This is a genomic window from Sedimentimonas flavescens, assembly GCF_019264375.1.
Taxonomy (GTDB): domain Bacteria; phylum Pseudomonadota; class Alphaproteobacteria; order Rhodobacterales; family Rhodobacteraceae; genus Rhodobacter; species Rhodobacter flavescens.
On record NZ_JAHVAI010000005.1, the window covers coordinates 155056 to 179280 of the forward strand.

Sequence of the window (24225 nt, forward strand, 5' to 3'; positions counted from 1 at the left end):
TGGCGCTAGCCTGCGCCGAACATGTCCCCAACGAATGTCACAAGATCAGGCAGCTTGCGCAACCGCATCCCGGCGCCGCCTTCGACCTTGGTCCCTTGCGGCGCGATCGCCTGTGAGAAACCAAGTTTCTCGGCCTCTTTCAACCTGTTTTCCGCCTGACCTACGGGCCGCAGCGCCGCAGACAGGCTGATTTCGCCGAAAATCACCAGATCGGGCGGAAGTGCCACATCTTCGCGTGCCGAAAGCAGGGCGGCGGCCAGCGCCAGATCGGCTGCGGGTTCCAGAACCTTCATGCCGCCCGCGACGTTAAGGAAGACATCGAGCCCGGTGAAGGGAATCCCACAGCGGCTTTCAAGCACGGCAAGGATCGTGGACACGCGCCCCGAGTCGAGGCCTACCACCGTGCGCCGCGGGCTTGCTAGCGACGAGGGCGCGACCAGCGCCTGGATCTCGGTCAGAACGGGCCGGGTACCCTCGATCCCGGCGAAAACGGCCGAGCCGGGCGCGGCCTGTCCGCGCTCGGACAGGAACAGCGCCGATGGGTTCGCGACCTCGGCCAGACCCGCGCCGGTCATCTCGAAGACGCCGATCTCGGAGGCCGGGCCGAAGCGGTTTTTGACCGCGCGCAGGATGCGGAATTGGTGGCCGCGCTCGCCCTCGAAATAGAGAACGGTATCGACCATGTGCTCGACCACGCGAGGGCCGGCGATCTGGCCTTCCTTGGTGACGTGCCCCACGAGGATGACCGAGACGCCACGGGTCTTGGCGAAGGTCACCAACTCATGCGCGGCGGCCCGCACCTGACTGACCGAGCCGGGCGCGGCCTCGACCATATCCGCCCACATCGTCTGGATCGAATCGATCACGACCAGATCGGGCCGCTCGGCTTCCAGCGTGGTCAGGATATTGCGCAGGTTCGTTTCGGCGCCCAGTTGCACGGGGGCCTCAGACAGGCCAAGTCGCCCGGCGCGCATCCGTACCTGCGCCGAGGCTTCCTCGCCAGAGATATACAGGCATTTCAATCCGCTACGGGCGAAATTTGCCACGGCTTGCAGCAGCAGCGTGGATTTGCCGATGCCCGGATCGCCGCCGACAAGAATGGCCGAAGCCGGAACCAGCCCGCCGCCCAGAACCCGGTCGAACTCGATCATCCCCGAGCGCGTGCGCGGCGGCGGAGCCTCATCCGCGGCCAGCGTGCTCAGCTCGATCCGGCGGCCCTTGGCCGCGCCGAGCGTTTTCGACGCCGGGCCGGTGGACAGCGGCGCTTCCTCGACGACCGAATTCCACGCCCCGCAGGTATCGCATTTGCCCGCCCATTTCTTGTGGGCGGCGCCGCATTCGGTGCAGGTGAATTGGGGGGATGCTTTGGCCATGGCTCTTTGTGTCAGAGCTTGCCGCGCGCGACAAGGGCGCCCGCTCAGCGCCCGCGTTCGGCCCTGTGGGAAAGGGCCAGCGAGGCGAGAATGCAGAAGGTGAAGAGGTAAAGCCCCCAGCCGGTCTCAACCCGCCCGAGGCCGACGCCCTTGGCCAGCACGATGTAAAGTGCGATCAGGAAGATATCGGCCATTGCAAGGCGGCCCATGGCCTTAAGTACGGGCAGATAGCGCGCCGAGGTCACGCCAAACTGGATCAGCGCCAGCCCGGCGATCTTCGCGAGCGGCGCGACAAGGGCGAAGAAGGTCACAAGGGCGGCAAGGAAGATGTCCTTCTCCCACAGCGCCACAAGGCCGGACATGACCGAGATCGCATCGAGATCGAAGAACGGCAGCAGCCCCGCGCGCAGAAGCGGCGCGAACCAAGAGACAGGCAGCAGGACCAACAGTGCGAGGTTGGCGTACTTCAGAATCTCTGCCCGCTGGTTCATCCCGCCACTCCCGGCTCAGCGCAGCGCCGCAATCGGGCCCTCAGCGCGGCCGTGGATGAACTGCTGCACGTAAGGGTCTGATGTCGTGTCCATTTCAGCGATGCTGCCTGCCCATTGAACGCGCCCGTCATGCAGCATGGCGACCTGATCGGCAATTGCCCGGACCGAGGTCATGTCGTGCGTGATCGTGATGGCGGTCGCGCCCATCTCGGTCACGATCTCGCGGATAAGTTGGTTGATCACCCCGGCCATGATCGGGTCGAGACCGGTTGTCGGCTCATCGAAAAAGATCACCTCGGGGTCGGCGGCGATGGCACGGGCAAGGCTGACGCGCTTTTGCATCCCGCCCGAAAGCTCGGCGGGGTAGAGATCTAGAACCTCTTCGCCCAGGCCGACCCGGCGCAACTTTTCAAGCGCGATCTCGCGCGCCTCGGCGCGCGGGCGCTTGAGCGAGCCGCGCAGCAGGCGGAAGGCGACGTTTTGCCAGACCGGCAGGCTGTCGAACAACGCACCGCCCTGAAACAGCATCCCGAAGCGCGCCAGAAAGGCATCGCGCGGGGCCTCACGCACGTCCTGTCCGTCAAGGCGGATCACCCCATCGTCGGGTTGAATAAGGCCGAGTATGCATTTGAGAAGAACGGATTTTCCGGTGCCGGATCCGCCGATCACGACAAGGCTCTGGCCGCGCCCGACCGACAGGTTCACGCCGCGCAGAACCTGCTTCCTGCCGAATGCCTTGGTGATGCCCTCTAGCTCGATCATGCGCTGAAGAATGCCTCCGTCAGCAGGTAGTTCGCGGCAAGGATAGCGATTGAGGCGGCGACCACGGCGGATTTGGTCGCACGGCCCACACCCTGCGCGCCGCGCTCGGAGTTCATGCCGTAATAGCAGCCCATCAGCGCAATGATGAAGCCGAAGGCCGCTCCCTTCACGAGGCCCGAGCCGACGTCCCAGAACTCAAGATACTCCCAGGTGTTCTTCAGATACGTGGTCGAGTTAAACCCGAGGCGCCCAGTGCCGACCATCCAGCCGCCCATGATCCCGATGATATCGCCCACGCCGACCAGTATCGGCACGCTGAGCGTCGCGGCCAGCAGGCGCGGCGCGGTCAGGTATTTCATCGGATGGGTGGAAAGGGTCACCAATGCGTCGATCTGCTCGGTCACCTTCATCGTGCCGACCTCGGCCGCGATCGACGAGGCCACGCGTGCAGCCACCATCAGCCCGCCCAGAACCGGACCCAACTCGCGCACCATGCCGATGGCGGTGATCGAGGGCACCACGGATTCCGCCGAGAAGCGGCTCGACCCGGCATAGATCTGCAACGCAAGCGCCGCGCCGGTGAAAACGGCGGTCAGGCCGACGACGGGCAGCGAGAGCCAGCCGATTTGCAGTAGGGCCTGAAGGAACTCACGCGGGTAATAGGGCGGGCGCAGCAGATGCGCCACGCCCGAGCCAGCATAAAGCGCGATGCGCCCGATGCCCGCCAGCGCCGCCAGCGCGCCGCGCCCGAGGGCTGCAAGCGCGTGCGCGATCATCAGGCCGTCCCCTCGACATACTGGCGCTGATAGCGCTGGCCGAGCGAGGTGAGGATTTCGTAACCGATGGTGCCTGCCACATCGGCGAGGTCATCGACGCCCTGATGCGGGCCAAGAATGTCCAGCGCGACGGGCGGCTCAGGCAGGTGCGTCACGTCAACGGTGATCAGGTCCATCGAGACGCGGCCAATGACCGGGCAGGGAGTATCGCCAGCCCAAAGCGTCGCCTTGGAGCTGAGCGTGCGCATCAGCCCGTCGGCATATCCGGCGGCGATGGTCGCAATACGCGTCTCGGTCTCGGCCTGCCAAGTGTTGGAATAGCCGACGGTTTCGCCCGGCGCGACATCGCGCACCTGAACCACCGGCAGCGAGAGGCGCACGACGGGGCGGGCGTCTTCGAACGGCAACCCGCCATAGAGGCCGATCCCCGGCCGCGTGACGTCGAAATGATATTCGGGGCCAAGCAGGATGCCGCCGGTCGCCGAGAACGAGCGCGCCACGCCGCAACCATCGGTCATGCGCCGGAACTCGGCCAGTTGCCGGGCGTTCATCGGATGCGCAGGCTCGTCAGCGGAGGCAAGGTGGCTCATGATCAGGCGCGGGTTGGCGCCCAGAACGATCGGCGCCACGGCCTCCCACTCGCCGGTTTCCATACCCAGACGGTTCATGCCCGTATCAAGCTGCACGCCAAAGGGCGCGCCGGGCAGGGCCTCGAAATGCCGTGTGACCTGCTCAAGCGAGTTAAGCATCGGCGTCAGGCCGCGTTCGGCGATCATCTGCGTATCGCCAGCCATATGGCCGGAGAAGACGAAGATCTGCGGCCCCTCGCCAAGCGCCTGACGCACGGCGGCACCTTCCTCGGCGGCCGCAACGAAGAATTTGCGCACGCCTGCCCGGGCAAGCGCCTGCGCGACGCGCTCAGCCCCAAGCCCGTAGCTGTTTGCCTTGACCACGGCGCCGGTTTCCGTGGAGGGGCCAGAGAATGCGTCCAGCGCCCGCCAGTTGGCGAGCACAGCGTTAATGTCGATACGAAGAGATGCAGTAGCCATGGCCGAGTTCTTGAACCCCGCGCTGCCAAGGTCAAGCGCAATCTGGCCACGTGCCGAGCGCCTAAGCGAAAAGTGGCGCTGCGGGCAAGGAAAAGGGGGCCGAAGCCCCCCTTAGAACCCTTCCTCCCCTTCGCCCTGCCAAGGCCGGGCGAGGTCGGAGAAGCGGGTGAAGCGGCTCTCGAACGCCACTTCGACCGTGCCGATCGGACCATGGCGCTGTTTGCCGAGGATAACCTCGGCCTTGCCATGGACACGTTCGGCCTTCTGGAGCCACTCGGCGAACTTCGGGTCGTCCTCCGGTGGTTTTAGGCGTTCGTGGTAGTATTCGTCGCGATAGACGAACATCACCACGTCGGCGTCCTGCTCGATAGAGCCCGATTCCCGCAGGTCCGAAAGCTGGGGCCGCTTGTCTTCTCGGCTTTCCACCGTCCGGCTGAGCTGCGAGAGCGCAATAACAGGGATATTCAGTTCCTTTGCGATGGCCTTGAGACCCATCGAGATCTCGCCGATCTCCTGCACGCGGTTGTCGGTGCGGCCGGTGCCACGCAAGAGCTGAAGGTAGTCGACGATCACCACATCAAGCCCATGCGTGCGCTTGAGGCGGCGGCAGCGCGCGGCCACCTGGCTGATCGGCAGGGCCGGGGTGTCGTCGATGTAAAGCGGGCAGGTTTCGAGCGACTTCGCCGCCTCGACGAAGCGGCGGAACTCGGTCTCGGTCATGTCGCCGCGGCGGATCTGTTCCGAGGGCACCTCGGAGGCTTCCGACAGGATACGCGCGGCCAGCTGTTCGGCCGACATTTCCAGCGAGAAGAAGCCGACGACGCCGCCCTCGACCGCGCCTTCCACGCCGTCATGGCGCATCCCGCGCTTGTAGGCCTTGGCGACGTTGAAGGCGATGTTCGTCGCAAGCGAGGTTTTCCCCATCGACGGACGCCCGGCGAGGATCAGAAGGTCGGACGGGTGCAAGCCGCCCAGTTTCTTGTCGAGATCGCGCAGCCCGGTCGAAACGCCGGCCAGCCCGCCATCACGCTGATAGGCCGCGTTGGCCGATTGAACTGCCTCAGTTACGGCCTTGAGAAAGCTCACAAAACCCTTCTCGGCGGTGCCAGTCTCGGCCAGCTTGTAAAGCGCGCCCTCGGTGCGCACGATCAGCTCTTCGGGTTCGGTGCCGACATCAAGCTTGGTGGCCGAGGCCGACAGATCCTTGCCCAGACGGATCAACTCGCGCCGCAGGGCGAGGTCATGGATCATCTGCGCATAGTCCCGTGCCGCATAGGCCGAGATCGCAGCCCCCGCGAGGCGCGCGAGATAGGCCGGGCCACCCAGTTCCTTCAGCCCCGGATCGTCCTCAAGATAGCCCTTGAGCGTGACGGGCGAGGCCAGCGCGTTCTTCTGAATCCGCGCAATCGCGGTTTCATAGATGCGCCGGTGAACGGGTTCGTAGAAATGCTCGGCCCGCACGATCGAGGCGATGCGGTCGTAGATATCGTTATTGGTCAGGATTGCGCCAAGCAGTTGTTGCTCGGCCTCGATATTGTGCGGGTCGTTGTCTTCCACCCCTGCCGCTGGTTCGGCAGTGTCGTTCTGGATCGCTGCGACGCTGTTCATCTCTGCCTCTTCCCCCACAAAGCGCGCTCATAACCGATCTGAGCGGCGCAAAGCTATCGGGATAATTATGTGGATAACCGCAGCCTTCCAGCTACGGTTAGCGCCTTCTTGGTGTCGGGCTTTGGTTAAGCCTACCACATGTTGCGATGCCAAGGGAGGGGGCGCGATTCGACGCGCCAATTGCCCCCAAGCCGCCCACAGGCTTATCCACAGAAATCTGAAAAGGGCTCAGCCCTTCTTGCGCGCTTCCTGCCAGGGGCGCGGATTGGTCAGGAAGGCCTCGACCTCGTCCAGCGTCTCTTTCGAGAAGTGCCCCTGTTCGCGCGCCTCGGCCAGAACGTCCCACCAGGTGCACAGGTAATGCAGCTTGACGCCATGCGCGTCGAGGTTCGGGACGGTTTCCGGGAAGATGCCGTAATAGAAGATCACGGCGGTATGGCCGCAGCTGGCGCCGGTGTCGCGGATCGCATCGACGAAGCTCAGCTTCGAGCCGCCGTCGGTCGTCAGATCCTCGACCAGCAGCACGCGCTGGCCCTCGGTCATGGCACCCTCGATGCGCGCGTTGCGGCCGTAGCCCTTGGGCTTCTTGCGCACATAGGTCATCGGCAGGGCGAGACGCTCGGCCACCATGGCGGCGAAGGGGATGCCCGCGGTCTCACCGCCCGCGATATTATCAAAGGCCTCGAAACCCGCCTCGCGCATCACCGTCACCGACAGGAAATCCATCAGGGTCGAGCGGATGCGCGGGAAGCTGATCAGCTTGCGGCAATCGATATAGGTCGGCGAGGGCAGGCCGGAGGCCAGCGTGAAGGGCTCGTCGGCATTGAAATGCACAGCCTTGATTTCCAGAAGCATCCGCGCGGTGAGGCGGGCGATTTCTTCTTTCGAGGGGAAGCTGGAAGGGATCATGTCTCGCGTCCTTTCTTGCTCTCACCCACCCGCTGGCCCGGCGTTCGATCGCGCGCGGCCGCGGGTCGGCGACAAGCTTAGTTTTTCACATGCCAGTGGACCGGGAAGCCCGGATTGAAAACGGTGACGGGGCCGGCGCCGGTGATGATCTTCTCGGGCCAAAGCGCGGGCTCGTCGGTCTTGACCAGCGTCATCTGCTCGGCGTTGACCGGCAGGCGATAGAAACGCGGGCCGTTTTGCGACGCGAAGGCCGCCAGATTGTCCAGCTTGCCCTCTTCCTCGAAGACATGCGCCAGAAGTTGCATGGTGTTCGTGGCGGTGAAGCACCCCGCACAACCGCAGGCGTTTTCCTTGAGGTGATCGGCATGGGGCGCCGAGTCGGTGCCCAGGAAGAACCGCGCCTCGCCGCTGGTGGCGGCTTCGCGCAGGGCCAGGCGGTGCTCTTCGCGCTTGGCGACGGGCAGGCAGTAGTAATGCGGCTTGATCCCGCCCACGAGGATGTGGTTGCGGTTGATGATCAGGTGGTGCGTGGTGATCGTCGCGCCTAGGTCATCGCCTTGCGAGCGCGCGTATTCCACGCCATCGCGGGTCGTGATGTGCTCCATCACCACGCGCAGGCCGGGGGTGGCGCGGCGGATCGGGTCGAGCACGGTCTCGATGAACACGGCCTCGCGGTCGAAGATATCGACCGAGGCGGTCGTGACCTCGCCATGCACGCACAGCGGCAGGCCGATCTCGGCCATCTTTTCCAGCACGCCGCGCACCTTGTCGAAATCGCGCACGCCCGAGTTCGAGTTGGTCGTGGCCCCCGCCGGATAAAGCTTGACCGCCTTCACCAGACCCGAGGCATGGGCGGCCGCGACATCTGCCGGATCGGTGTCCTCGGTCAGATATAGCGTCATCAGCGGATCGAACTGCGCGCCCTCGGGCAGGGCCGCCAGAATACGCTCGCGGTAAGCTGCGGCCTGAGCGCCCGTCACGACCGGCGGCACCAGGTTCGGCATGATGATCGCGCGCGCGAAATGGCGCGTGGTTTCGGGCAGGACACCTTGCAGCATCGCGCCATCGCGCAGATGCAGGTGCCAATCGTCGGGGCGGGGCAGCGTGATCTGGGTCATGTGCTTGCCCTACACCGGCTTCGGGGCCAAATCCAGTGGCATGATCGCGCCGATGTGACGCCTTGCCCGTTGCGGGCGGCGCGCGGGCGCGGCAGCATTGCAAGAACCCCCTGAGGAGAGCAGTCGATGAAGTCCCTTATGCCACTCGCCGCGGTGCTGGTGCTGGCGGCCTGTAACGATCCGGGCTTTCGCGGCGTGCCCGAGGTACGCGCCGCTCGTGCCAACGAGGTCGCCGCGTGCCAGTTGGTGTCGAACATCTCGATGGAGCCCGGTGTTTATGGCCCCGTGCTGGCCGAGCAGGGGCTACGCTATGCGCGCAACAAGGTTATGGAAACCGCCCGTCAGGATGGCGCGAATACCGTTGTCTTCGAGCAGGTCGAGCCGGGTAGCGATGTTTATTTGGTGCGCGCTCAGGCCTATCGCTGCTGAGGCCCCGCGTTGATCTTTCCGCAAGGGCGGTATGCGGCAGGCGGGCTAGCTAAGTCAGCATGGCTGACGTAAGTAGGGGGCATGGGAGGAAACAGACCTGAACCGAAATCAGGAGGTTTCCATGGCTTACTCGATCAATGCAAATGCACGCCCGGCAGGGTTTCTGCGCCCGGCTTTCGCTGCCCTTGGCGCGGCGCTGGTGACCTATATGGAGCGCAACACCCGTCTGGACGAAATCCGCCGCCTTGAGGCGCTGAGCGACAGCGAACTGGCGGCCCGTGGGATCGCGCGCGACCGGATCGCACATCACGTCTTCCGCGACAAGTTCTACGTCTGAGCGACCCGAAGCGCGGCGATCGCTATGACCGATTGCCGCGCTTGCGCTTGGTGCTTGCGGTAACGGGGCAGGGGCTAGATACTCGGGGTGCAATCCGTCACTTCGCAGACCCGAGGAACTCTCATGCCCCACAGAACCCACGACACGACCCTGATCGAAGTGCGCGGTGACCTGGTGCTTGCTGCGCTCTGCGTGGGTCAGTTTCGCGCGCCCTGCCAGATCGAGGCCGACCGGCTGATCGTGCGCGCGGGCGAACCGCTGACGCAGGCCCTGAACGCCTTGGGTCTTGTGCTAAGTGCGGCCGAGGCCGATCCCTTCACGCCCGCACCGCTCTTCGCCCCCGAAAGCGGTCATGCGGGGCGGCATGTGCATACCCATATCTCGCGCTATCACGATGACGAGGCCGCCGACGAGGATGACTCGCGCGGCTCGAATGCCTGAGGCGCTGATCAGGCGTGAATACGTCTAAGGCCCGGCAGGTCCACGCCTTTCGCGCGCAGCCCGTCTTCAAGGCTTGTCAGGCGCGCACGGATCCGCAGCCCCTCGAACCGATCAAGCGCATGGCGGCAGACCAGGGCCTCAAGGTAGGGGCGCTCCTCGGCCTCTAGCCGCGCGATCAATGCGCGCAGATAGCGCGGCATGTCGCGGCGCGCGCGGTAGAGCCGCCAGAAGGCCTGCGCGTCGAACTCCCCTCGGCAGGCGAGCGTCAAAATCTGGTGCAGGATATCCATCTCGCGCAGCATCCAGCCGACGTGGCTGCCAAGATTGCGGCAGGGCAGCAGCGTGACATGCGGGCGCGCGAACATCGCGGCATGCATGGCGTCGAGCGTCTCATGCGGGTCGAACAGGATATAGGCCGCGCCGGCGCCGTCGATCATGTCCGGGGCAAAGCCGTAACGGTCGGTGAAACTTGTGCGCCGCATCCGCGGGAAGCGCGTGTCCCATCCGGTCAGGCGCGGCGAGAGCGTCGCCTGCGGCTGGATCGCGATCACGGTCGCGCCGGGGGCGGCAACCGCGAAGGCGGCGGCGGCATATCCGCCCGAGCCCTCGCCGTAAAACACGACCCGGTCGAAATCCTCGAAGAACGCCTCATCCACGAGCCGGTCCACATAGGCATAGACCGAGGGGTCGCGAAACCAGCTTTCCTCGTCCGAAATCAGCGTCAGGCTCGACCAGCCTTGCGCGCGCGCGACGCGGTAGCCGAGTGGTAGTTCGTCAGGCGCTCCGGTGCGGATCGAGGCGCGGGTCTCGAACGTCACCAGCAGGATCGGGCCTTCATCGGACAGCATCGCGTGGTGACGCTTGCCCAACGGCTCGTAGTATCCGGCCTCTTCGCCGAGTTCCTCGATCCGTTGCAGCCACTCGCCATCTGTCAAATCGCGCATGGGTGAATGCATGTCCAATACCGTCATCCTGCGCGCCTCCCTTGGCCGTTTTGCCAAAGGTGGCGCACCTTCCTTAATCTAACACTATCACGCGTCGGGGCCAGACGAAGAAAATCCTTGTGATCAAGGGGATTGTGCGGGTGGCCTCGGCAATGTCACGCGCCGTCACGCATTGTTTCCCGGCCCCGCTCGTGTCGCACGCCACGCAGGCCCAGGGCGACCATCCGACGCGCTAAAGGTGGCGAAAGCGGCTGTGAGGGGGGGGTGATCAGAAGTCTTCCGAACAGCGCACGGTAGTCTTCGCTCAGTAACAATTCCTCGATCCGGGCCTTGCGCCAGACAACCGCCTGCGCGTGAAGCGCGCCAAGGGCCGGATCGGCCATCAATTTGCGCAGGATCGGGGCCACGCGCGAATCATGGCGAAGGATCGACTCGTCGGTTTCGGCGCAGAAATTGCGCTCCACCCAATAGCCCATGTCGAAGGACGCGCCCTCGCGGTTGGCGCGACCGCGCGCGCATTTGAGCAGATAGCTCTGCATCGCGCCAAGCGCGTAGTGGTTCAACTGGACCAGTTCGTGGTTGTTCTGACCAAGGGGCGTGAAGATGCGCCCGCGCCGGTAGCTGGCGGGCAGCTCGCGCCCCGATCCGTCGAACCAGCGGCTTGCGTCAATGCGCTTCGGGTCGGGCTGGCGGGGGCGATGGACGCCCAGTTTTCCGTAGCTGCCATTGTTGCGAAACAGCGTCTTGAAGAGGCCCGACCGCCAAGGCCAGGCCATGACCGAGGGGGAGGCAAGCCGAAACTGATCGCGCAGCGGGCGATCTTCATAGTCGATCACGCCCGCATTGCCGAAAAGCCGCCACGTCAGCGTGATCGCGGTGGCCTCGGGCAGAGTGTCGGTCAGTGCCGTCAGCGTGCCGTCGCCCGTGTGAATGTTGACGAACTCGTCGATGTCGAGCACCGCGATCCAGTCGGCGGTTTGGCGCAGCGGGTGCTTGTCAGCGGCCTTCAGCGCGGCCCATTGTGGCCCCTCGCGCCAGGGACCGGGATTGCGCACATGCGTCAGCCATCCCAACTGCGCCAGCCGGTCCAGCATGGCATCCGTTCCGTCGTCGCAATCGTTGGAAAACACGAGGAAATCGGTGAACCCCACCGCGCGGTGGTGGGCCAGCCATTCCAGCAGGAAGGCTGCCTCGTTCTTGACGGTCAGGATTGCCAGAAAACGCATGGCACACCCTTGCACCCTTGGACAGGGATTCGCAAATGCGCGGAGACATCAAGCTGTGCTCGCCAAAATGTCGCAGGCACCGCCGCAGCGCAATTGACCTAAGTCAAAGAGAATGGACACGCCCAGTCGTATCAGAAGACTATCAGGTTCCTGATCTCCCTGAACCGCGGCCTAGCCGCACGAACCTGATAAGCGGACCTAGGACGTTCTCCCTCGTCCCGTCCCTAAAATGCGCTGCGGGCCTCCCTCCCGCAGCGCTTTAATTTTTTGCGGTGCCCGCGCAATTTTCACTGCCGGTCCGTGCGCTTGTCCTGAGCCATCAATTGGCTGACAAGCGCATCGGGAAGGGCGTCTTGGGCATAATCGAAGGTGCCAGAGTCGCGCACCTCCTGTGCGGCGCGCATCAGGGCGCCAAGTGCCGCGCGGGCGAAGGAACCGCCGACACTGATCCGCCGAACGCCCGCCTCGGAAAGCTCTTGCACCGTGTAGCTCCGGCCCTTCAGGCCCATCACTACGTTAACGGGTTTGTCCACCGCGCGGCACACGGTTCTGATCGCCTCAATGTCCGGCAGACCCGGAGCGTAAAGCACATCCGCGCCGGCCTCGGAGAAGGCTTGCAGGCGCTTGATCGTGTCGGACAGATCCGGTCGCCCCCAGAGGTAGTTCTCGGCCCGTGCCGTCAGCAGGAACGGCAGGTCGCGCGCGGCCTCAGCAGCGGCCTGAATGCGCTCAACCGCTTGGGAAAGATCATAAATCGGCGCGTCGTCTGCGCCGGTTGCATCCTCGATCGAGCCTCCGACGAGGCCGACCTCGCAAGCCATCCGGATCGTCTCGGCGCAGATCTCGGGCTGTGCGCAGAAACCGTCCTCAAGATCGGCCGACACGGGCAGGTCGGTCGCGGCGACGATCTCGGCCGCGTTCGCGATGATCTCGTCGCGCGTCAGGGCAGAGAAGGAATCCCGCTTGCCTTTTGAGAAGGCATATCCGGCGCTGGTGGTCGCAAGTGCTTCAAAGCCCAAACTGGCCAGCAACCGCGCAGAGCCCGCGTCCCAAGGGTTGGGAATGACGAACGCGGAATCGCGGTGATGCAGTGCTTTCAGGCGTTCGAACTTTGTGCGCTGATCCGGCATGACATACTCCGAGGCTGAATTCCTCAGAGTATAGTCAGTTCAGAACATAACGCGAACAAATTTTCTCGCTCAGGGACAAGCCGCTAGATGATCTTGACCTGCGTGCCTGTCGGGCAAAGGGCGTAGAGCTCTTCGATCTGCTCATTGAAAAGACCGATGCAGCCTGACGAGCTCTTGCGGCCGATCTTGCGGGTGTCGTGGGTGCCGTGGATGATATAAGCGGGCCAGCTTAGATAAAGCGCATGGGTGCCAAGCGGGTTGTCGGGGCCGGGCGGCATGTAGCGCAGGCTCGGGTCGCGTTCGAGCATTGAGGGCGTGGGCGTCCAGTCGGGGCCGACGCGCTTGCGCACGATCTCGGTGTAGCCGCGCTTGGTCAGTTCCTCGCTCATCGGAACCGAGGTCGGGTAGAGGCGGTAATCCAACCCATCCTTGGCCCAATAGTGCAGCGCGCGCGAACTCGTGTCGGCGATCAGGGTGGCGCGGTCGATCTGGTCGAAGTGATCGCGCCAATCGACCAGCCGAAAGGCCGAGATGTTGCGCCGTTCGGACGGGGCCACGATGGCGGGTTGCAGGGCCATGGGCGTGTCTTGCGTTGCCGCGCGGGCCAGGGCGGGGCTGAGCAGGGCGGCCCCGCCGGCAAATATCGCGGCGCGTCGGCTCAGCATCGGTGCGCGTGGGGTGGTCATCGGGTCGGCTCCTGTTTCCTGTTCGAGGCAGAATCCCATCCCGATGCCGCAGGTGCAAATCACGGCTGCTCACGCTTGGGCGAGCGCGCAAGAAAAAACCCTCCCGCAGGGGGAGGGTTTTGAAATCTAGACTGTCGGCCGATTACTTCGGCGCGATCATCATGATCATCTGGCGGCCTTCGAGCTTGGGCATCGACTCGATCTTGCCGGCATCGCCCACGTCATCCTTGACGCGGTTGAGCAGTTCCAGGCCAAGCTGCTGGTGCGCCATCTCGCGGCCGCGGAAGCGCAGGGTGATCTTGACCTTGTCGCCGCCCTCAAGGAACTTCATGACCGAGCGCATCTTGACCTCATAGTCATGTGTGTCGGTGCCGGGGCGGAATTTGACTTCCTTGATCTCGATGATGTGCTGCTTCTTGCGGGCCTCGGCCTCGCGCTTCTGCTGCTCATATTTGAACTTGCCATAGTCCATGATCTTGCAGACCGGCGGTACGGCCGTCGGCGAGATCTCCACGAGGTCCAGCCCGGCCTCATCGGCCATCATCATCGCGCGCGCGGGGGTCACGACTCCGACGTTCTCACCATCCGCGCCGATCAGACGGATCTCGGGGGCACGGATACGGTCATTGACGCGGGGGCCGGTGTCGCGTTGCGGCGGGGCGTTGTGCGGTCTGCGGGCTATGGCTGTGTTCCTTCTGTGGCCATCTCTGATTGGCGCGCAAAATAGTTCCGGGTTTCTCAGCTTTCAACCGGAATCGCGGGGTGCAGGGGCGCATCCGGTGGCAATCTTGCCGATTAGGGGGAAAAGCCGGGCTTTCTACACCTTCCATCTGGCGCAGATCCCTCCCATATGGTGGCCACGAGCACGATCCGTGCCGACATTGGGAGAAAAAGTATGAACAACAAGGTTCTTGGTCTGGTCGTCGCCATCGCTGCCGTTGCGGCCGGGGCGTGGTATTTCACTCGCTCGCCCGAAGTGCAGCCCGAGGCAACCGCCACCACCGAGGCGCCCGCCGCCGAGACGAGCGCCACCGATGCCGCGGCGCAAGCCGCCGCCGAGGCTGCCGCCGCAGCCACCGAGGCTGCGCAGGCTGCCGGTGAAGCCGCGAAGGCCGCGGCCGATGCTGCCGCAGAGGCGGTGAACCAGGCCGCGACCGATGCGGCTGCCGCTGCGGCCGAAGCCGTCAACAACGCGGCCGCCGCCGCGTCCGATGCCGCCAATGCTGCCGTCGAAGGCGCAGGCGAGATGATGGACTCCACCAAGGCGCTGACGGTCGAAAGCTTCGACGCCGACAAGGTGATCGAGATGATCGAGACCTCGACGCTGGCCGAGGAAAGCAAGGCCGCGCTCAAGGCCGTGGTCGAAGGCGCGCGCGCCAATCCGGGCCTGGTCTCGGGTGCGATCGAGCAGGTCAAGGCGGCGCTTGGCCACTGACGCCGGGCCGATCAGCCAAAACGACAAAAGGCCGCGATCGCTCGCGGCCTTTTTCATTTGCTGTGCAGCAGGTCTTAGATGCCGTCGCCGACGAAGGCTTTCTCGACCACGTATTCGCGCGGCTCCGAGTTCGCGCCTTCGCGCAGGCCAAAGCTTTCCAGCACCGCCATCACGTCCTTGTTGAACGCAAGCGAGCCGCAGACCATGGCGCGGTCATGCTCGGCGTCCATCGGCGCGATGCCCAGATCCTCGAACACCTTGCCCGAGCTGAGGTTGTCGGTGATCCGGCCCATGTGGTGGAACTCTTCGCGCGTGGTGGTGGGGTAGTATTTCAGCTTGCCCTCGACCATCTCGCCGATCAGCGGGTCGTTCACCAGATCCTCCACCAGCTTGCGGCCGTATTCGAGTTCCTCGACGGTGCGGCAGGTGTGCATCATGATGACCTCTTCGAATTTCTCGTAGGTCTCGGGTTCGCGCATCAGCGAGGCGAAGGGCGCGATGCCGGTGCCGGTGGCCAGGAACCACACGCGCTTGCCGGGCAGGAGCGCGTCGATCACCAGCGTGCCGACGGGCTTGGGACGCAGGATGATCTCGTCGCCCACCTCGATGTGCTGAAGGCGCGAGGTCAGCGGGCCATCGGGCACCTTGATCGAGTAGAACTCAAGCTCTTCGTCCCAGGCGGGCGAGGCGATCGAATAGGCGCGCAGAAGCGGTTTGCCCCTGTCGTCCAGCAGACCAATCATCACGAACTCACCCGAGCGGAAGCGCAGGGTTTGCGGGCGGGTCACGCGGAACGAAAACAGCCGGTCGGTCCAGTGCTTGACCTCGGTCACGGTCTGCGCGTCGGGCAGGTGCTTGGGGGCAGGGATGGTGGCGGTCTGGGTCACGTCGATCTCGTTTTGTCAAAGGCCCCGGAGAGGGGGGGCGATGCGGGCCCGGCGAAGGGGCGGCGTAAATATGCACCGCAAATACCTCTTCGCCGAGCGCAGGTTCCTTGATTTGGCTCAAGTCGGCTTGAATTTGGGTTCTAAGCCGGTTCGTCCGGGCTGAAAAGCGACAATCAGCCGCGCAGGCGGGCGCGATATTCATGCGCCTGCCAGTCGGCACGGGCTTTCCACTGCGCCTCGGGCTGGCGCGCGGCCAGCTCGTCCGAGATCTCGACCTCGTCGAAGCCCGAGCGGCGCGCCATCGCGTATTGATCCGCGATGACGTGGCCCGCGGCGCGCAGGCGCCCGGTGAAGCCAAGCGCGCGCAGGCGCCGCCCAAGGGTAAAGCCGCGCCCGTCCGAGAAGGCCGGGAAGGCCACGCGCACCAGCTCCGCACCCGCCGTCAGCACGGCCAGCTCGCCCGCATCGGTATCGGGCGCAAGCTCGACCACCGCGCCTGCCCAGTCCTCGGCATGAAAGCCGTCGTCACGCACGATCACGCTCATGCCACTTTCTCCTCGGTCTCGATGTCGGTCTTCACGCGCACCGGCTTGCCGCCGATGAAGTGGATGCCGCATTCGGTCTTGGTCTGGCCGCGCCAGCGGCCCGCGCGGGGGTCCTCGCCGGGTTTCACGGGGCTGGTGCAGGGGGCGCAGCCGATCGACGGATAGCCCTTGGCCACCAGCGGGTGACGGGGCAGGCGGTTCTGGACGATGTATTCCTCCAGATCCTCGCGGCCCCAATGCGCCAGCGGGTTGATCTTCATGCGGGTGGGGGTTTCCACCTCGAAGAAGTCGATGGTCGAGCGGGTGTCGCCCTGATACCGCTTGCGGCCCGTGATCCAGGCGTCATAGCCCGAGAGCGCGGTTTCCAGCGGCACCGTCTTGCGCAGGTTGCAGCAGGCGTCGGTGTTGAACTGGTGCAGCGTCCCGTCCGGGTCGTCGAGCTTCAGCGCAGCCTCGCTGGCGGTGATGTTGCGCACATTGGTCAGGCCCAGCTTGGCGGCCACATCGCGCTGATAGTCCAGCGTTTCCTGGAACAGCATCAGCGTGTCGATGAACAGCACCGGAGTGCCCGGCGCGATGATCGAAACCATGTGCAGCAGCACGACCGATTCCGCCCCGAAGGACGAAACCAGCGCAACCTCGCCCGTATCGGCGTCTTTCAGGGCCTTTTCCATGACCGAGACCGCCGCGTGGTGGCGGTAGCGATCATTCAGCGCGGCAACCCGCAGTTCGATATCAGGCAGCATCACGGGCCTCGCTATAGAGCGCTTCCTTGAACGGCGCGGGGCCGAGGCGGCGGAAGGTCTCGATAAAGGTTTCCTCGCGGTCCGCGCGGATCGCCAGATAGGCGCGCAGGATGCGCTCGATCGCCGGGACGACCTCGTCATAGGCAAAGCCGGGGCCCGCGCGCTCGCCGATGGCGGCCAGCGGACCGGCGTCACCGCCGAGCGTGATCTGGTAGTTCTCGACGCCAGCGCGGTCGAGCCCGAGGATGCCGATATGGCCCACGTGGTGGTGGCCGCAGGCGTTGATGCAGCCCGAGATCTTGATCTTGATCCCGCCGATCTCTTCCTCAAGGCCAAGCGCCTTGAAATGGGTAGCGATCTCCTGCGCGACCGGGATCGCGCGGGCCGTTGCCAGCGCGCAGTAATCCATGCCGGGGCAGGCGATGATGTCCGAGATCAGCCCGACATTCGCGGTGGCAAGGCCGGCGCGCAGCAACTCGGCATGGATCGCGGGCAGATCGGCCTTGGCGACATGCGGCAGCACGACGTTCTGCTCGTGGCTGATGCGCAGCTCGCCATAGCCGTAACGGTCCGCCAGATCGGCCAGCAGGCGCATCTGATCGGCCGAGGCGTCGCCCGGCGTCGCGCCATGCTCCTTGATCGAGACGGTGACGATGGCGTGGTTCTCGACCTTGTGGGCGGCCAGGTTCTGCTTGGCCCAGGTCTTGAACAGGGGATCGACCTCAAGGCTCTTTTCATAGAACTCGACAGGCGTGTTCTTGAAGGCGGGCGGCGCGAATTGCGCCTCAATCCCGGCCAGAACGTCCTGGTCCACACCCGAGAACGCGGGGCGGATGCGGGCGAATTCTTCCTCGACCGCGGCGCGGAAGGTGTCGAGACCGTTCTCGAAGACGGTGATCTTGATGCGCGCCTTGTACTTGTTGTCGCGGCGGCCCATCAGGTTGTAGGTCGAGACGATCGCCTCAAGATAGGGCAGCAGGTCGGCCTTGGGCAGGAACTCGCGGATCACCGGGGCCAGCATGGGCGTGCGGCCAAGACCGCCGCCAACCAGCACCTTGAAGCCGATCTCGTCGCCGCGCTTGACCAGTTCGAGGCCCACGTCATGGGCGCGGATCACCGCGCGATCCTCGGCCGAGCCGGTGATCGCGATCTTGAACTTGCGCGGCAGGAACTGGAACTCGGCATGGTCGGTGGACCACTGACGGATCAGTTCGGCCACCGGGCGCGGGTCGGCGACCTCATCGGCGGCGGCACCGGCGAAAGCGTCGGTGGTCACGTTGCGGATCGTGTTGCCCGAGGTCTGGATCGCGTGCATCTGCACATCGGCCAGCGCGTCGATGATGTCCGGAATATCGGTCAGCTTCGGCCAGTTGAACTGGATGTTCTGGCGCGTGGTGAAGTGGCCGTAGCCCTTGTCATAGGTCTCGGCGATATGGGCGAGCTGGCGCATCTGGTCGGCGCGCAGCGTGCCGTAGGGGATGGCCACGCGCAGCATGTAGGCGTGCAGCTGCAGATAGACGCCGTTCATCAGGCGCAGCGGGCGGAATTCGTCTTCCGTCAGCGAGCCGTCCAGACGGCGCTCGACCTGTGCGCGGAACTGCGCGGCACGGGTGCGGACAAAAGCCTCATCGAAGTCGGAATAGTTATACATTTGCCGCCTCCTGCTTGCCGTGGGCGTAGTTGGACGGGCCGCGGGTGCGGAACACCTCGCGGAAGTGGATGGGTTCAGGGCCTTTGAGGCCGGGCTTTGCATCGGCCAGATAGGCGCCAACGATGCGGTCGCCTTGGCCAAGCGCCTTGAGCAGGCGCAGCTCGGCAATCGCCTCGTCTTCGATCAGCTCGGCCTCATGGTGATGCATCGACCAGGAGCCGGTCTCGGTCATGTAAATCACGCAGCCCTCGCGCAGATCATTCGCGGTAACGACTTTGGGCGTGAACTTGCGGCTCATGGCGGCCTCCGGCAGGTGATTTCTGTTCTGTAATATAGGAAATTTTCCCCTGTTTTCGCCATACACCCTTGCGAATAAGGATCATTGTTCTATCCTGCCCGAGCTTTGGAGCGATTTTCCCGCCAAGAGGAGGAAATGCGGATGGCTGTCCGTCTTGATGATATGGATCGAAAAATCCTCTCCCATCTGCAAGAGGATGCCAGCCAGTCGCTGGACGAGATCGCGCGCAAGGTGGGCTCGTCCAAGACCCCGGTCTGGAACCGAATCCGCAAGATGAAAGACCTTGGCGTGATCGGCCGTCAGACCGTCCTGCTCGATGCAGAATCACTGGGGCTGGAGGCCTGTTTCTTCGTGCTGATCCGCACCTCCGAGCACGAGGCCGAATGGCAGCAGAAATTCCTTGCCACGCTGCGCGCCCGTCCCGAGGTGCTTGAAGCGCACCGGCTGGCCGGCGACATCGACTATATCCTCAAGGTCCGGGTCAAGAACGCCCGCGCCTACGATCAGTTCTACCAGGCGCTGATTTCAGAGGTGAAGATCCACAACGTCACCGCGCTCTTGTCGATGGAAGAGATCAAATCGACGACGCTGCTGCCGCTCTGAGGCGCTCAGTAGCGGACCAGCAGCCGCTCCAACCCGTGGAAATGGTAGAGGTTCGCGTAGCGCGGGGCCTCGGCCAGGCGCAGCTCTGGTAGGCGCTGGAATAGGATCGGCAAGCTGGCGGCCAGTTCCAGCCGCGCAAGCGGTGCGCCGATGCAAAAATGCGCGCCCGCCCCGAAGGCGAAATGCGTCTGCACCGGGCGGGCAGGGTTGAAGCGCGCGGGTTCCTCCCAGGGGCCGGGGTCGCGATTGGCGCCTGCCAGTAGCAGCCCCACGCGATCGCCGCGCTTGAATTCGGTTCCGGCAAGGCTGAGGTCTTCATAGACCCACCGGGTGAACAGGTGCAGCGGCGGGTCGTGGCGCAGGATTTCCTCGACCGTGCCATCGACGCGGCTTTTCGTCAGCCAATAGCCACCGAAGCCGCCTTCGAGCAAGGCCTTGATCCCGTTACCAATCGTATGCACCGTGGCCTCGTGCCCGGCATTGAGCAGCAGGATGCAGGTGGTGATCATCTCGTCGGTGCTCAGATGCTCACCCGCCTCTTCCACCGCGATCAGATGCGAGATGAGATCATCGGCGGGGCGCGAGCGGCGCTCGGCGATATAGAGGCGCAGGAAATCCACGAACTCCTCGGTGGCGCGGACGGCGGCATCCTCGGTCGCGCGGGTGCGGCCCGCCTGATACATGCCGACCATGGCGTTCGACCAGCGCAGCAGGTCCGGTGCGCGGTCCTCGGGCACGCCCAAAAGCCGCGCGATGATGATGACGGGCAGGGGCTTGGCGAAATACTCCAGCAGGTCGCAACCGCCGGGGGGCATGCGGTCTATGAGGGTGTTTGTAAGTTCGGCGATCTCGGGGGCGAGGGCGGTAATCCGGGCAGATGTGAAGGCGCGTAGCACCAGCCGCCGCAGGCGGGTGTGGCGTGGGGCCTCCAGTTCCAGCATCGAGTGTTCCTCGACCGCGTAGAAGGGGGCAAGATGCGGCGGGATCGCGGGGGCGAATTCGGGCGGAGCCTCGCGGCCAAGGCGCCGGTCACGCAGCGCCGCGCCGACAACGGTCGCACGTGCGGTGACGGGGATGCCGTATTCCTCCCACAGGACAAAGGCGCCCTCGGCCCGCACCGCGTCGTAAAACGGGTAGGGGTTCTGTACGAAGCCTGCTTCGGTCGGCGATTGGGAAAGGCGGCGCATCGGGTCACTCCTCCGTCACGCCCAGAAAAGAACGAGAGTTCAGGTGCTTGCAAGCCCCCGCTTGATTTATCCCGCCGATTGCTGTGCTACTGGCTCAAAGGAGTTCGCCGATGAGCATCACAATCCGTCCGGTCGCGCCCTCCGATCGCGCCGCCTGGGAGGCCCTGTTTCGTGGCTATGCCGCCTTCTATCGGACCGATCCGGCCCCGGCGATCGAGAAGGTCTGGGCCTGGATCAACGACGCTAACGAGGACTACTGGGCCGATATCGCCTGGGGGGCGGATGGCATGGCGCTTGGCCTGGTGCAGTATTCGCTGATGCACCGCTCGCTTTCGGGTGCGCAGGTGGTTTACCTCTCCGACCTCTTCACCGTGCCCGAAGCGCGTGGGCAGGGCGTAGGCCGCGCGCTGATAGAGCATGTGCGCGCCTTCGCACGTGCGCGGGGCTATAGTTCCGTGCGCTGGCTCACCGCCGAGACGAACGAGGCCGCGCGCAAGCTGTACGATACTTATACCCCAGCCAGTGGGTTCATCCTTTATGCCATCAGCCCCTGATAACGCGCGCACGTCAGAACCAATCGTCCAGCGCCTGCTCGTCCTAGTGCTGGCGCTTGGTGCGATCCTGTGGGTGGCGGTCGTGGTATGGCAATCGGCCTTGCACACGGGGCTTGCGCAACTGGCCGAGCGCGGGCGGGCAGACCTGCGGTTAGCCTCGGACCGAATGGTATCCTCGATGCTCAGCTTCCGCGAAGCAGCGGTGATGACGGCGGACCATCCCTTTGTCGTTGCGCTCGCGCAGGGTAGCGACGGCGCCGATCCGCCCGCTGTGTCAGAGGTTTTGCGGCGGATTTCGGATCTGACGGGTGTGCAGGAGTTGTCGCTGGTGGATCGTGCAGGCCGCGTTCTGGCCAGCTCGACCGAGCGGCTGGGGGTTCTTGATCCGGCCCCTGATCTGGACCGCGCGGCACGGGGAGCCACGGGGTCGTTTCATCTGATCGACCGGCAGACGGGCGAACGGATGTTCCGCTACGCCGCGCCGGTCTTTGCCTCCGACGGCCCGGTGCTCGGCGCCATCGTACTCAGCTTCGATGCCGAAAAGGTCGAGGCTCCGGGGCGCGGCGATCCGGTCCCGGTCTGGTTCGTCGATGACGATCTCGTCGTTTTTGTCGCCAACCGCTCCGAGATGGTTTTCGAGACCACCACGGGCGCGACACCCGACAGCCGGATCTATCCTGCCGGCACCGACCTGCATCCCGGCCGTATTCGCCCCTCCAATCTGGGGTCCGGGCTTGTGCGCGGCGGCGCCTATCTGCCCGAGATCGGGCTGCCCGTCACGCTCCCTCTGCCGGTGATCGGCATGACCGGTCACGCGCTGGTCGATGCCGGGCCGGTCCTGCGGATCGCGCGCGCACAAGCGGTTTCCGTGGCGCTTGCGCTTATCGGGTTCGGCGCGGTCATCCTGGCGCTGTGGGAGCGGCGGCGCACCCTGGCAGATCAACTCGCCGCCGAAGCGCGTGCCAATGCCGAACTTGAGCACCGCGTGGCCGAGCGCACCACCGAGCTGCGCGAGACCAACGAACAGCTGCGCCGCACGCAGGCCGAACTGGTGCAGGCGGGCAAGATGTCTGCGCTTGGCCAGATGTCGGCGGGCATCAGCCATGAGTTGAACCAGCCGCTGATGGCGATCCGCTCTTTTGCCGATAACGCCGAGTTGCTACTGGAACGCGGCCGGACCGAGGAGGCCGGGCAGACCCTCGGGCGGATCTCGGAGATGGCGCGGCGCATGGGGCGCATCATCAAGAACCTCCGCGCCTTCGCCCGTGCGGAGACCGAACCCGCCAGCCGCGTGGGCCTTGCCTCGGTCGTCGAGCAGGCGCTGGAGCTGCTGGAGGCGCGCATCGCGCAAGAACACGTGACGATCGACTGGCAGCGCCCCGAGGCCCCGGCAATCGTCATGGGCGGCGAGGTGCGACTGGCGCAGGTGGTGGTCAACCTGCTCTCGAACGCGATCGACGCGATGGAGGGGCAGGAACGCAAGCGCATCACCATCCGCATTCACCCCGAGGGCGCGCGCACCGTGCTGACCTTGCAAGACACCGGCCCCGGCATCGCCGAGCCTGACCGGATTTTCGACCCGTTCTACTCGACCAAGGAGGTCGGCAGCGCCGAGGGCATGGGCCTTGGCCTGTCGATTTCCTATGGACTGGTGCAGGGCTTCGGCGGCACCCTGAGTGGCGGCAACGCCCCCGAGGGCGGCGCCATTTTCACCGTCGCGCTGCGCGCGGCGCCCCAGCCCGGAAACGGCGGCAAGGTTTGATCCGCAAGGTGCTCTTGGTCGATGATGATCGCGCGGTGCGCGAGGCTCTGGGGCAGACGCTCGATCTGGCCGGGTTCTCGCCCATTCTGGCCTCAAGCTATATCGAGGCCAAAGATCATGTCGGCTTGGATTTTCCCGGTGTTGTCGTGTCGGATATCCGGATGCCGGGCAAGGATGGTTTTGCCCTTCTGGATCTGGTGCGAAAGCGCGACCCGGAACTGCCGGTGATCTTGCTGACCGGTGAGGGCGATGTGCCCATGGCGGTGCGCGGAATGGCGGGCGGTGCCTTTGATTTTCTAGAGAAACCCTGCGGCCCCAAAGAGTTGCTCGCTGTTGTTGAGAAGGCGTTGCAAACGCGCGCCTGGGTGATGGAGAACCGCGCCCTGCGCCGGGAGGCCAAGCGCGGCGATGCGGCGACACGGCTTCTGGTGGGCGCTTCGCCGGTGGCCGAAGCGCTGCGCGAGTCTGCGCGGGCAGCGGCGCGCTCGGGTGCCGAGGTTCTGATCACCGGGGCGCCGGGTGCGGGCAATTCCAAGGTGGCCGAGGTGATCCACCTTCTGTCGGCCGCCGCACCGCGCGCCTTCGTCAAGCTGCCCGCGGCAGGGCTGACGCCAGAGGCGCTAGAGCAGGGATTCGCGCGCGCTGATGGCGGGACGCTTTATCTCGACGAGGTTGCCGACCTGCCGCAACCGGCGCAGTTTGCGCTGATCGAATTGCTCGAGGCACTCCCCTCGACCCGGCTGATCGCCGGCACCTATCGCGATCTGGCTGCCGAGGCACGCGGGGGCCGCTTCCATCCGGATCTTTACTGGAAGCTTGAAGGTGTCAAGCTGCGCATCCCCTCGCTGTCCGAGCGGCCCGAAGACATTCCGATACTGTTTCGTCACTACGTTCAGCTTGTCTGCGAACAGTCGAACCTTCCGATGCCCGAGATCACCCCCGCCGTCGCTGCACGCCTTATGGCGCGCGAATGGCCGGGCAATGCGCGGGCGCTGATGTCCGAGGCCCTGCGTTTCGCCACCGGGATGGGTGCAGAGCCAGAAGAAGAAAGCCTCGGTCTGGCGGAACGCATGGCGCGGGTCGAGCGGTCGCTTCTGGCCGAGGCGCTCCAGCGCGCCGGGGGCAACGCGACCGAAGCCGCGGCGCAACTCAAGCTGCCGCGCAAGACCTTCTACGACAAGCTCGCGCGCCACGGCCTGCGCCCCGAGGATTTCCGCGACGCCTGAGGCACTGAGTCCATTGCCAACGTGCGACATTTCGCCCGAACGGCGCTAACAG

Annotated in this window: 27 protein-coding genes; 8 read left to right on the forward strand and 19 right to left on the reverse strand. The window is 64.9% G+C overall.

Annotated elements, in window-relative coordinates; genetic code table 11:
- Nucleotides 1-5 precede the first annotated feature (5 nt).
- From radA to pyrC, 8 genes are all read right to left on the reverse strand, one after another.
- Nucleotides 6-1373, reverse strand: a complete 1368-nt coding sequence (gene radA, locus KTQ37_RS06800) for a DNA repair protein RadA (RefSeq protein ID WP_218629743.1) — start codon at nucleotides 1371-1373, stop codon at nucleotides 6-8.
- 44 nt (nucleotides 1374-1417) lie between these two features.
- The gene (locus KTQ37_RS06805; RefSeq protein ID WP_218629744.1) at nucleotides 1418-1864 is read right to left on the reverse strand and encodes a paraquat-inducible protein A; all 447 of its coding nucleotides are present in this window, start codon (nucleotides 1862-1864) and stop codon (nucleotides 1418-1420) included.
- Between the two features lie 15 nt (nucleotides 1865-1879).
- Nucleotides 1880-2626 carry an ABC transporter ATP-binding protein gene (locus KTQ37_RS06810; RefSeq protein ID WP_218629745.1) on the reverse strand — a complete coding sequence of 249 codons (747 nt, stop codon included), beginning with the start codon at nucleotides 2624-2626 and terminating at the stop codon, nucleotides 1880-1882.
- Nucleotides 2623-3402, reverse strand: coding sequence for an MlaE family ABC transporter permease (locus tag KTQ37_RS06815; RefSeq protein WP_218629746.1), 780 nt, complete (start codon nucleotides 3400-3402; stop codon nucleotides 2623-2625). Before KTQ37_RS06815 ends, KTQ37_RS06810 begins: the two co-directional genes overlap by 4 nt.
- Entirely contained in the window at nucleotides 3402-4451 is a 1050-nt protein-coding gene (alr, locus tag KTQ37_RS06820) for an alanine racemase (RefSeq protein ID WP_218629747.1), read from the reverse strand. Before alr ends, KTQ37_RS06815 begins: the two co-directional genes overlap by 1 nt.
- A gap of 111 nt (nucleotides 4452-4562) precedes the next feature.
- Nucleotides 4563-6059 carry a replicative DNA helicase gene (locus KTQ37_RS06825; RefSeq protein ID WP_218629748.1) on the reverse strand — a complete coding sequence of 499 codons (1497 nt, stop codon included), beginning with the start codon at nucleotides 6057-6059 and terminating at the stop codon, nucleotides 4563-4565.
- Nucleotides 6060-6287: 228 nt separating this feature from the next.
- Nucleotides 6288-6968 (reverse strand): orotate phosphoribosyltransferase, encoded by a 681-nt coding sequence (locus tag KTQ37_RS06830; protein WP_218629749.1) that lies wholly within the window; start codon nucleotides 6966-6968, stop codon nucleotides 6288-6290.
- A gap of 77 nt (nucleotides 6969-7045) precedes the next feature.
- A complete protein-coding gene (pyrC, locus tag KTQ37_RS06835; RefSeq protein WP_218629750.1) occupies nucleotides 7046-8086 on the reverse strand; it encodes a dihydroorotase in 1041 nt (346 codons plus the stop codon).
- 126 nt (nucleotides 8087-8212) lie between these two features.
- On the opposite strand from pyrC, the gene KTQ37_RS06840 reads away from it, so the two are divergent.
- The 3 genes from KTQ37_RS06840 to KTQ37_RS06850 all read left to right on the forward strand — a co-directional run bounded on the left by KTQ37_RS06840 (nucleotide 8213) and on the right by KTQ37_RS06850 (nucleotide 9293).
- Nucleotides 8213-8515, forward strand: coding sequence for a hypothetical protein (locus KTQ37_RS06840; protein ID WP_218629751.1), 303 nt, complete (start codon nucleotides 8213-8215; stop codon nucleotides 8513-8515).
- 121 nt (nucleotides 8516-8636) lie between these two features.
- On the forward strand, nucleotides 8637-8852 hold the full coding sequence (locus KTQ37_RS06845; protein WP_218629752.1) for a hypothetical protein: 216 nt from the start codon (nucleotides 8637-8639) through the stop codon (nucleotides 8850-8852).
- A gap of 123 nt (nucleotides 8853-8975) precedes the next feature.
- Entirely contained in the window at nucleotides 8976-9293 is a 318-nt protein-coding gene (locus KTQ37_RS06850; RefSeq protein ID WP_218629753.1) for a hypothetical protein, read from the forward strand.
- Nucleotides 9294-9301: 8 nt separating this feature from the next.
- Here the strand turns inward: KTQ37_RS06850 and KTQ37_RS06855 are convergent, their stop codons facing one another.
- The 5 genes from KTQ37_RS06855 to infC all read right to left on the reverse strand — a co-directional run bounded on the left by KTQ37_RS06855 (nucleotide 9302) and on the right by infC (nucleotide 14021).
- Entirely contained in the window at nucleotides 9302-10237 is a 936-nt protein-coding gene (locus tag KTQ37_RS06855) for a phosphoadenosine phosphosulfate reductase (protein ID WP_236021107.1), read from the reverse strand.
- A gap of 155 nt (nucleotides 10238-10392) precedes the next feature.
- The gene (locus KTQ37_RS06860) at nucleotides 10393-11463 is read right to left on the reverse strand and encodes a glycosyltransferase family 2 protein (RefSeq protein WP_218629755.1); all 1071 of its coding nucleotides are present in this window, start codon (nucleotides 11461-11463) and stop codon (nucleotides 10393-10395) included.
- Between the two features lie 287 nt (nucleotides 11464-11750).
- Nucleotides 11751-12593, reverse strand: coding sequence for an isocitrate lyase/PEP mutase family protein (locus KTQ37_RS06865; protein WP_218629756.1), 843 nt, complete (start codon nucleotides 12591-12593; stop codon nucleotides 11751-11753).
- Nucleotides 12594-12676: 83 nt separating this feature from the next.
- The gene (locus KTQ37_RS06870; RefSeq protein ID WP_236021108.1) at nucleotides 12677-13279 is read right to left on the reverse strand and encodes a L,D-transpeptidase; all 603 of its coding nucleotides are present in this window, start codon (nucleotides 13277-13279) and stop codon (nucleotides 12677-12679) included.
- 142 nt (nucleotides 13280-13421) lie between these two features.
- A complete protein-coding gene (infC, locus tag KTQ37_RS06875; protein ID WP_459565440.1) occupies nucleotides 13422-14021 on the reverse strand; it encodes a translation initiation factor IF-3 in 600 nt (199 codons plus the stop codon).
- A 153-nt stretch (nucleotides 14022-14174) separates the two neighbouring features.
- Between infC and KTQ37_RS06880 the strand changes: the two genes are divergently transcribed.
- A complete protein-coding gene (locus KTQ37_RS06880; protein ID WP_218629757.1) occupies nucleotides 14175-14714 on the forward strand; it encodes a hypothetical protein in 540 nt (179 codons plus the stop codon).
- A 74-nt stretch (nucleotides 14715-14788) separates the two neighbouring features.
- Here the strand turns inward: KTQ37_RS06880 and KTQ37_RS06885 are convergent, their stop codons facing one another.
- From KTQ37_RS06885 to KTQ37_RS06905, 5 genes are all read right to left on the reverse strand, one after another.
- The gene (locus KTQ37_RS06885) at nucleotides 14789-15601 is read right to left on the reverse strand and encodes a ferredoxin--NADP reductase (protein WP_311201877.1); all 813 of its coding nucleotides are present in this window, start codon (nucleotides 15599-15601) and stop codon (nucleotides 14789-14791) included.
- A gap of 173 nt (nucleotides 15602-15774) precedes the next feature.
- Nucleotides 15775-16146, reverse strand: a complete 372-nt coding sequence (locus KTQ37_RS06890) for a DUF934 domain-containing protein (protein ID WP_218629758.1) — start codon at nucleotides 16144-16146, stop codon at nucleotides 15775-15777.
- On the reverse strand, nucleotides 16143-16892 hold the full coding sequence (locus KTQ37_RS06895; protein WP_218629759.1) for a phosphoadenylyl-sulfate reductase: 750 nt from the start codon (nucleotides 16890-16892) through the stop codon (nucleotides 16143-16145). Before KTQ37_RS06895 ends, KTQ37_RS06890 begins: the two co-directional genes overlap by 4 nt.
- A complete protein-coding gene (locus KTQ37_RS06900; RefSeq protein WP_218629760.1) occupies nucleotides 16882-18543 on the reverse strand; it encodes a nitrite/sulfite reductase in 1662 nt (553 codons plus the stop codon). Before KTQ37_RS06900 ends, KTQ37_RS06895 begins: the two co-directional genes overlap by 11 nt.
- Nucleotides 18536-18841 carry a DUF2849 domain-containing protein gene (locus tag KTQ37_RS06905; RefSeq protein ID WP_218629761.1) on the reverse strand — a complete coding sequence of 102 codons (306 nt, stop codon included), beginning with the start codon at nucleotides 18839-18841 and terminating at the stop codon, nucleotides 18536-18538. The genes KTQ37_RS06900 and KTQ37_RS06905 overlap by 8 nt, the downstream gene beginning before the upstream one ends.
- 141 nt (nucleotides 18842-18982) lie before the next feature.
- Between KTQ37_RS06905 and KTQ37_RS06910 the strand changes: the two genes are divergently transcribed.
- On the forward strand, nucleotides 18983-19444 hold the full coding sequence (locus KTQ37_RS06910; protein ID WP_218629762.1) for an Lrp/AsnC family transcriptional regulator: 462 nt from the start codon (nucleotides 18983-18985) through the stop codon (nucleotides 19442-19444).
- Nucleotides 19445-19449: 5 nt separating this feature from the next.
- Here the strand turns inward: KTQ37_RS06910 and KTQ37_RS06915 are convergent, their stop codons facing one another.
- Entirely contained in the window at nucleotides 19450-20631 is a 1182-nt protein-coding gene (locus KTQ37_RS06915; protein ID WP_218629763.1) for a cytochrome P450, read from the reverse strand.
- A gap of 110 nt (nucleotides 20632-20741) precedes the next feature.
- Here KTQ37_RS06915 and KTQ37_RS06920 point away from each other — a divergent pair, with 110 nt between their 5' ends.
- The 3 genes from KTQ37_RS06920 to KTQ37_RS06930 are packed head-to-tail and all read left to right on the forward strand — an operon-like array spanning nucleotide 20742 to nucleotide 24173.
- On the forward strand, nucleotides 20742-21185 hold the full coding sequence (locus tag KTQ37_RS06920; protein ID WP_218629764.1) for a GNAT family N-acetyltransferase: 444 nt from the start codon (nucleotides 20742-20744) through the stop codon (nucleotides 21183-21185).
- Nucleotides 21169-22947, forward strand: coding sequence for an ATP-binding protein (locus KTQ37_RS06925; RefSeq protein WP_218629765.1), 1779 nt, complete (start codon nucleotides 21169-21171; stop codon nucleotides 22945-22947). Before KTQ37_RS06920 ends, KTQ37_RS06925 begins: the two co-directional genes overlap by 17 nt.
- Nucleotides 22944-24173, forward strand: coding sequence for a sigma-54-dependent transcriptional regulator (locus KTQ37_RS06930; RefSeq protein WP_218629766.1), 1230 nt, complete (start codon nucleotides 22944-22946; stop codon nucleotides 24171-24173). The genes KTQ37_RS06925 and KTQ37_RS06930 overlap by 4 nt, the downstream gene beginning before the upstream one ends.
- Nucleotides 24174-24225 lie beyond the last annotated feature (52 nt).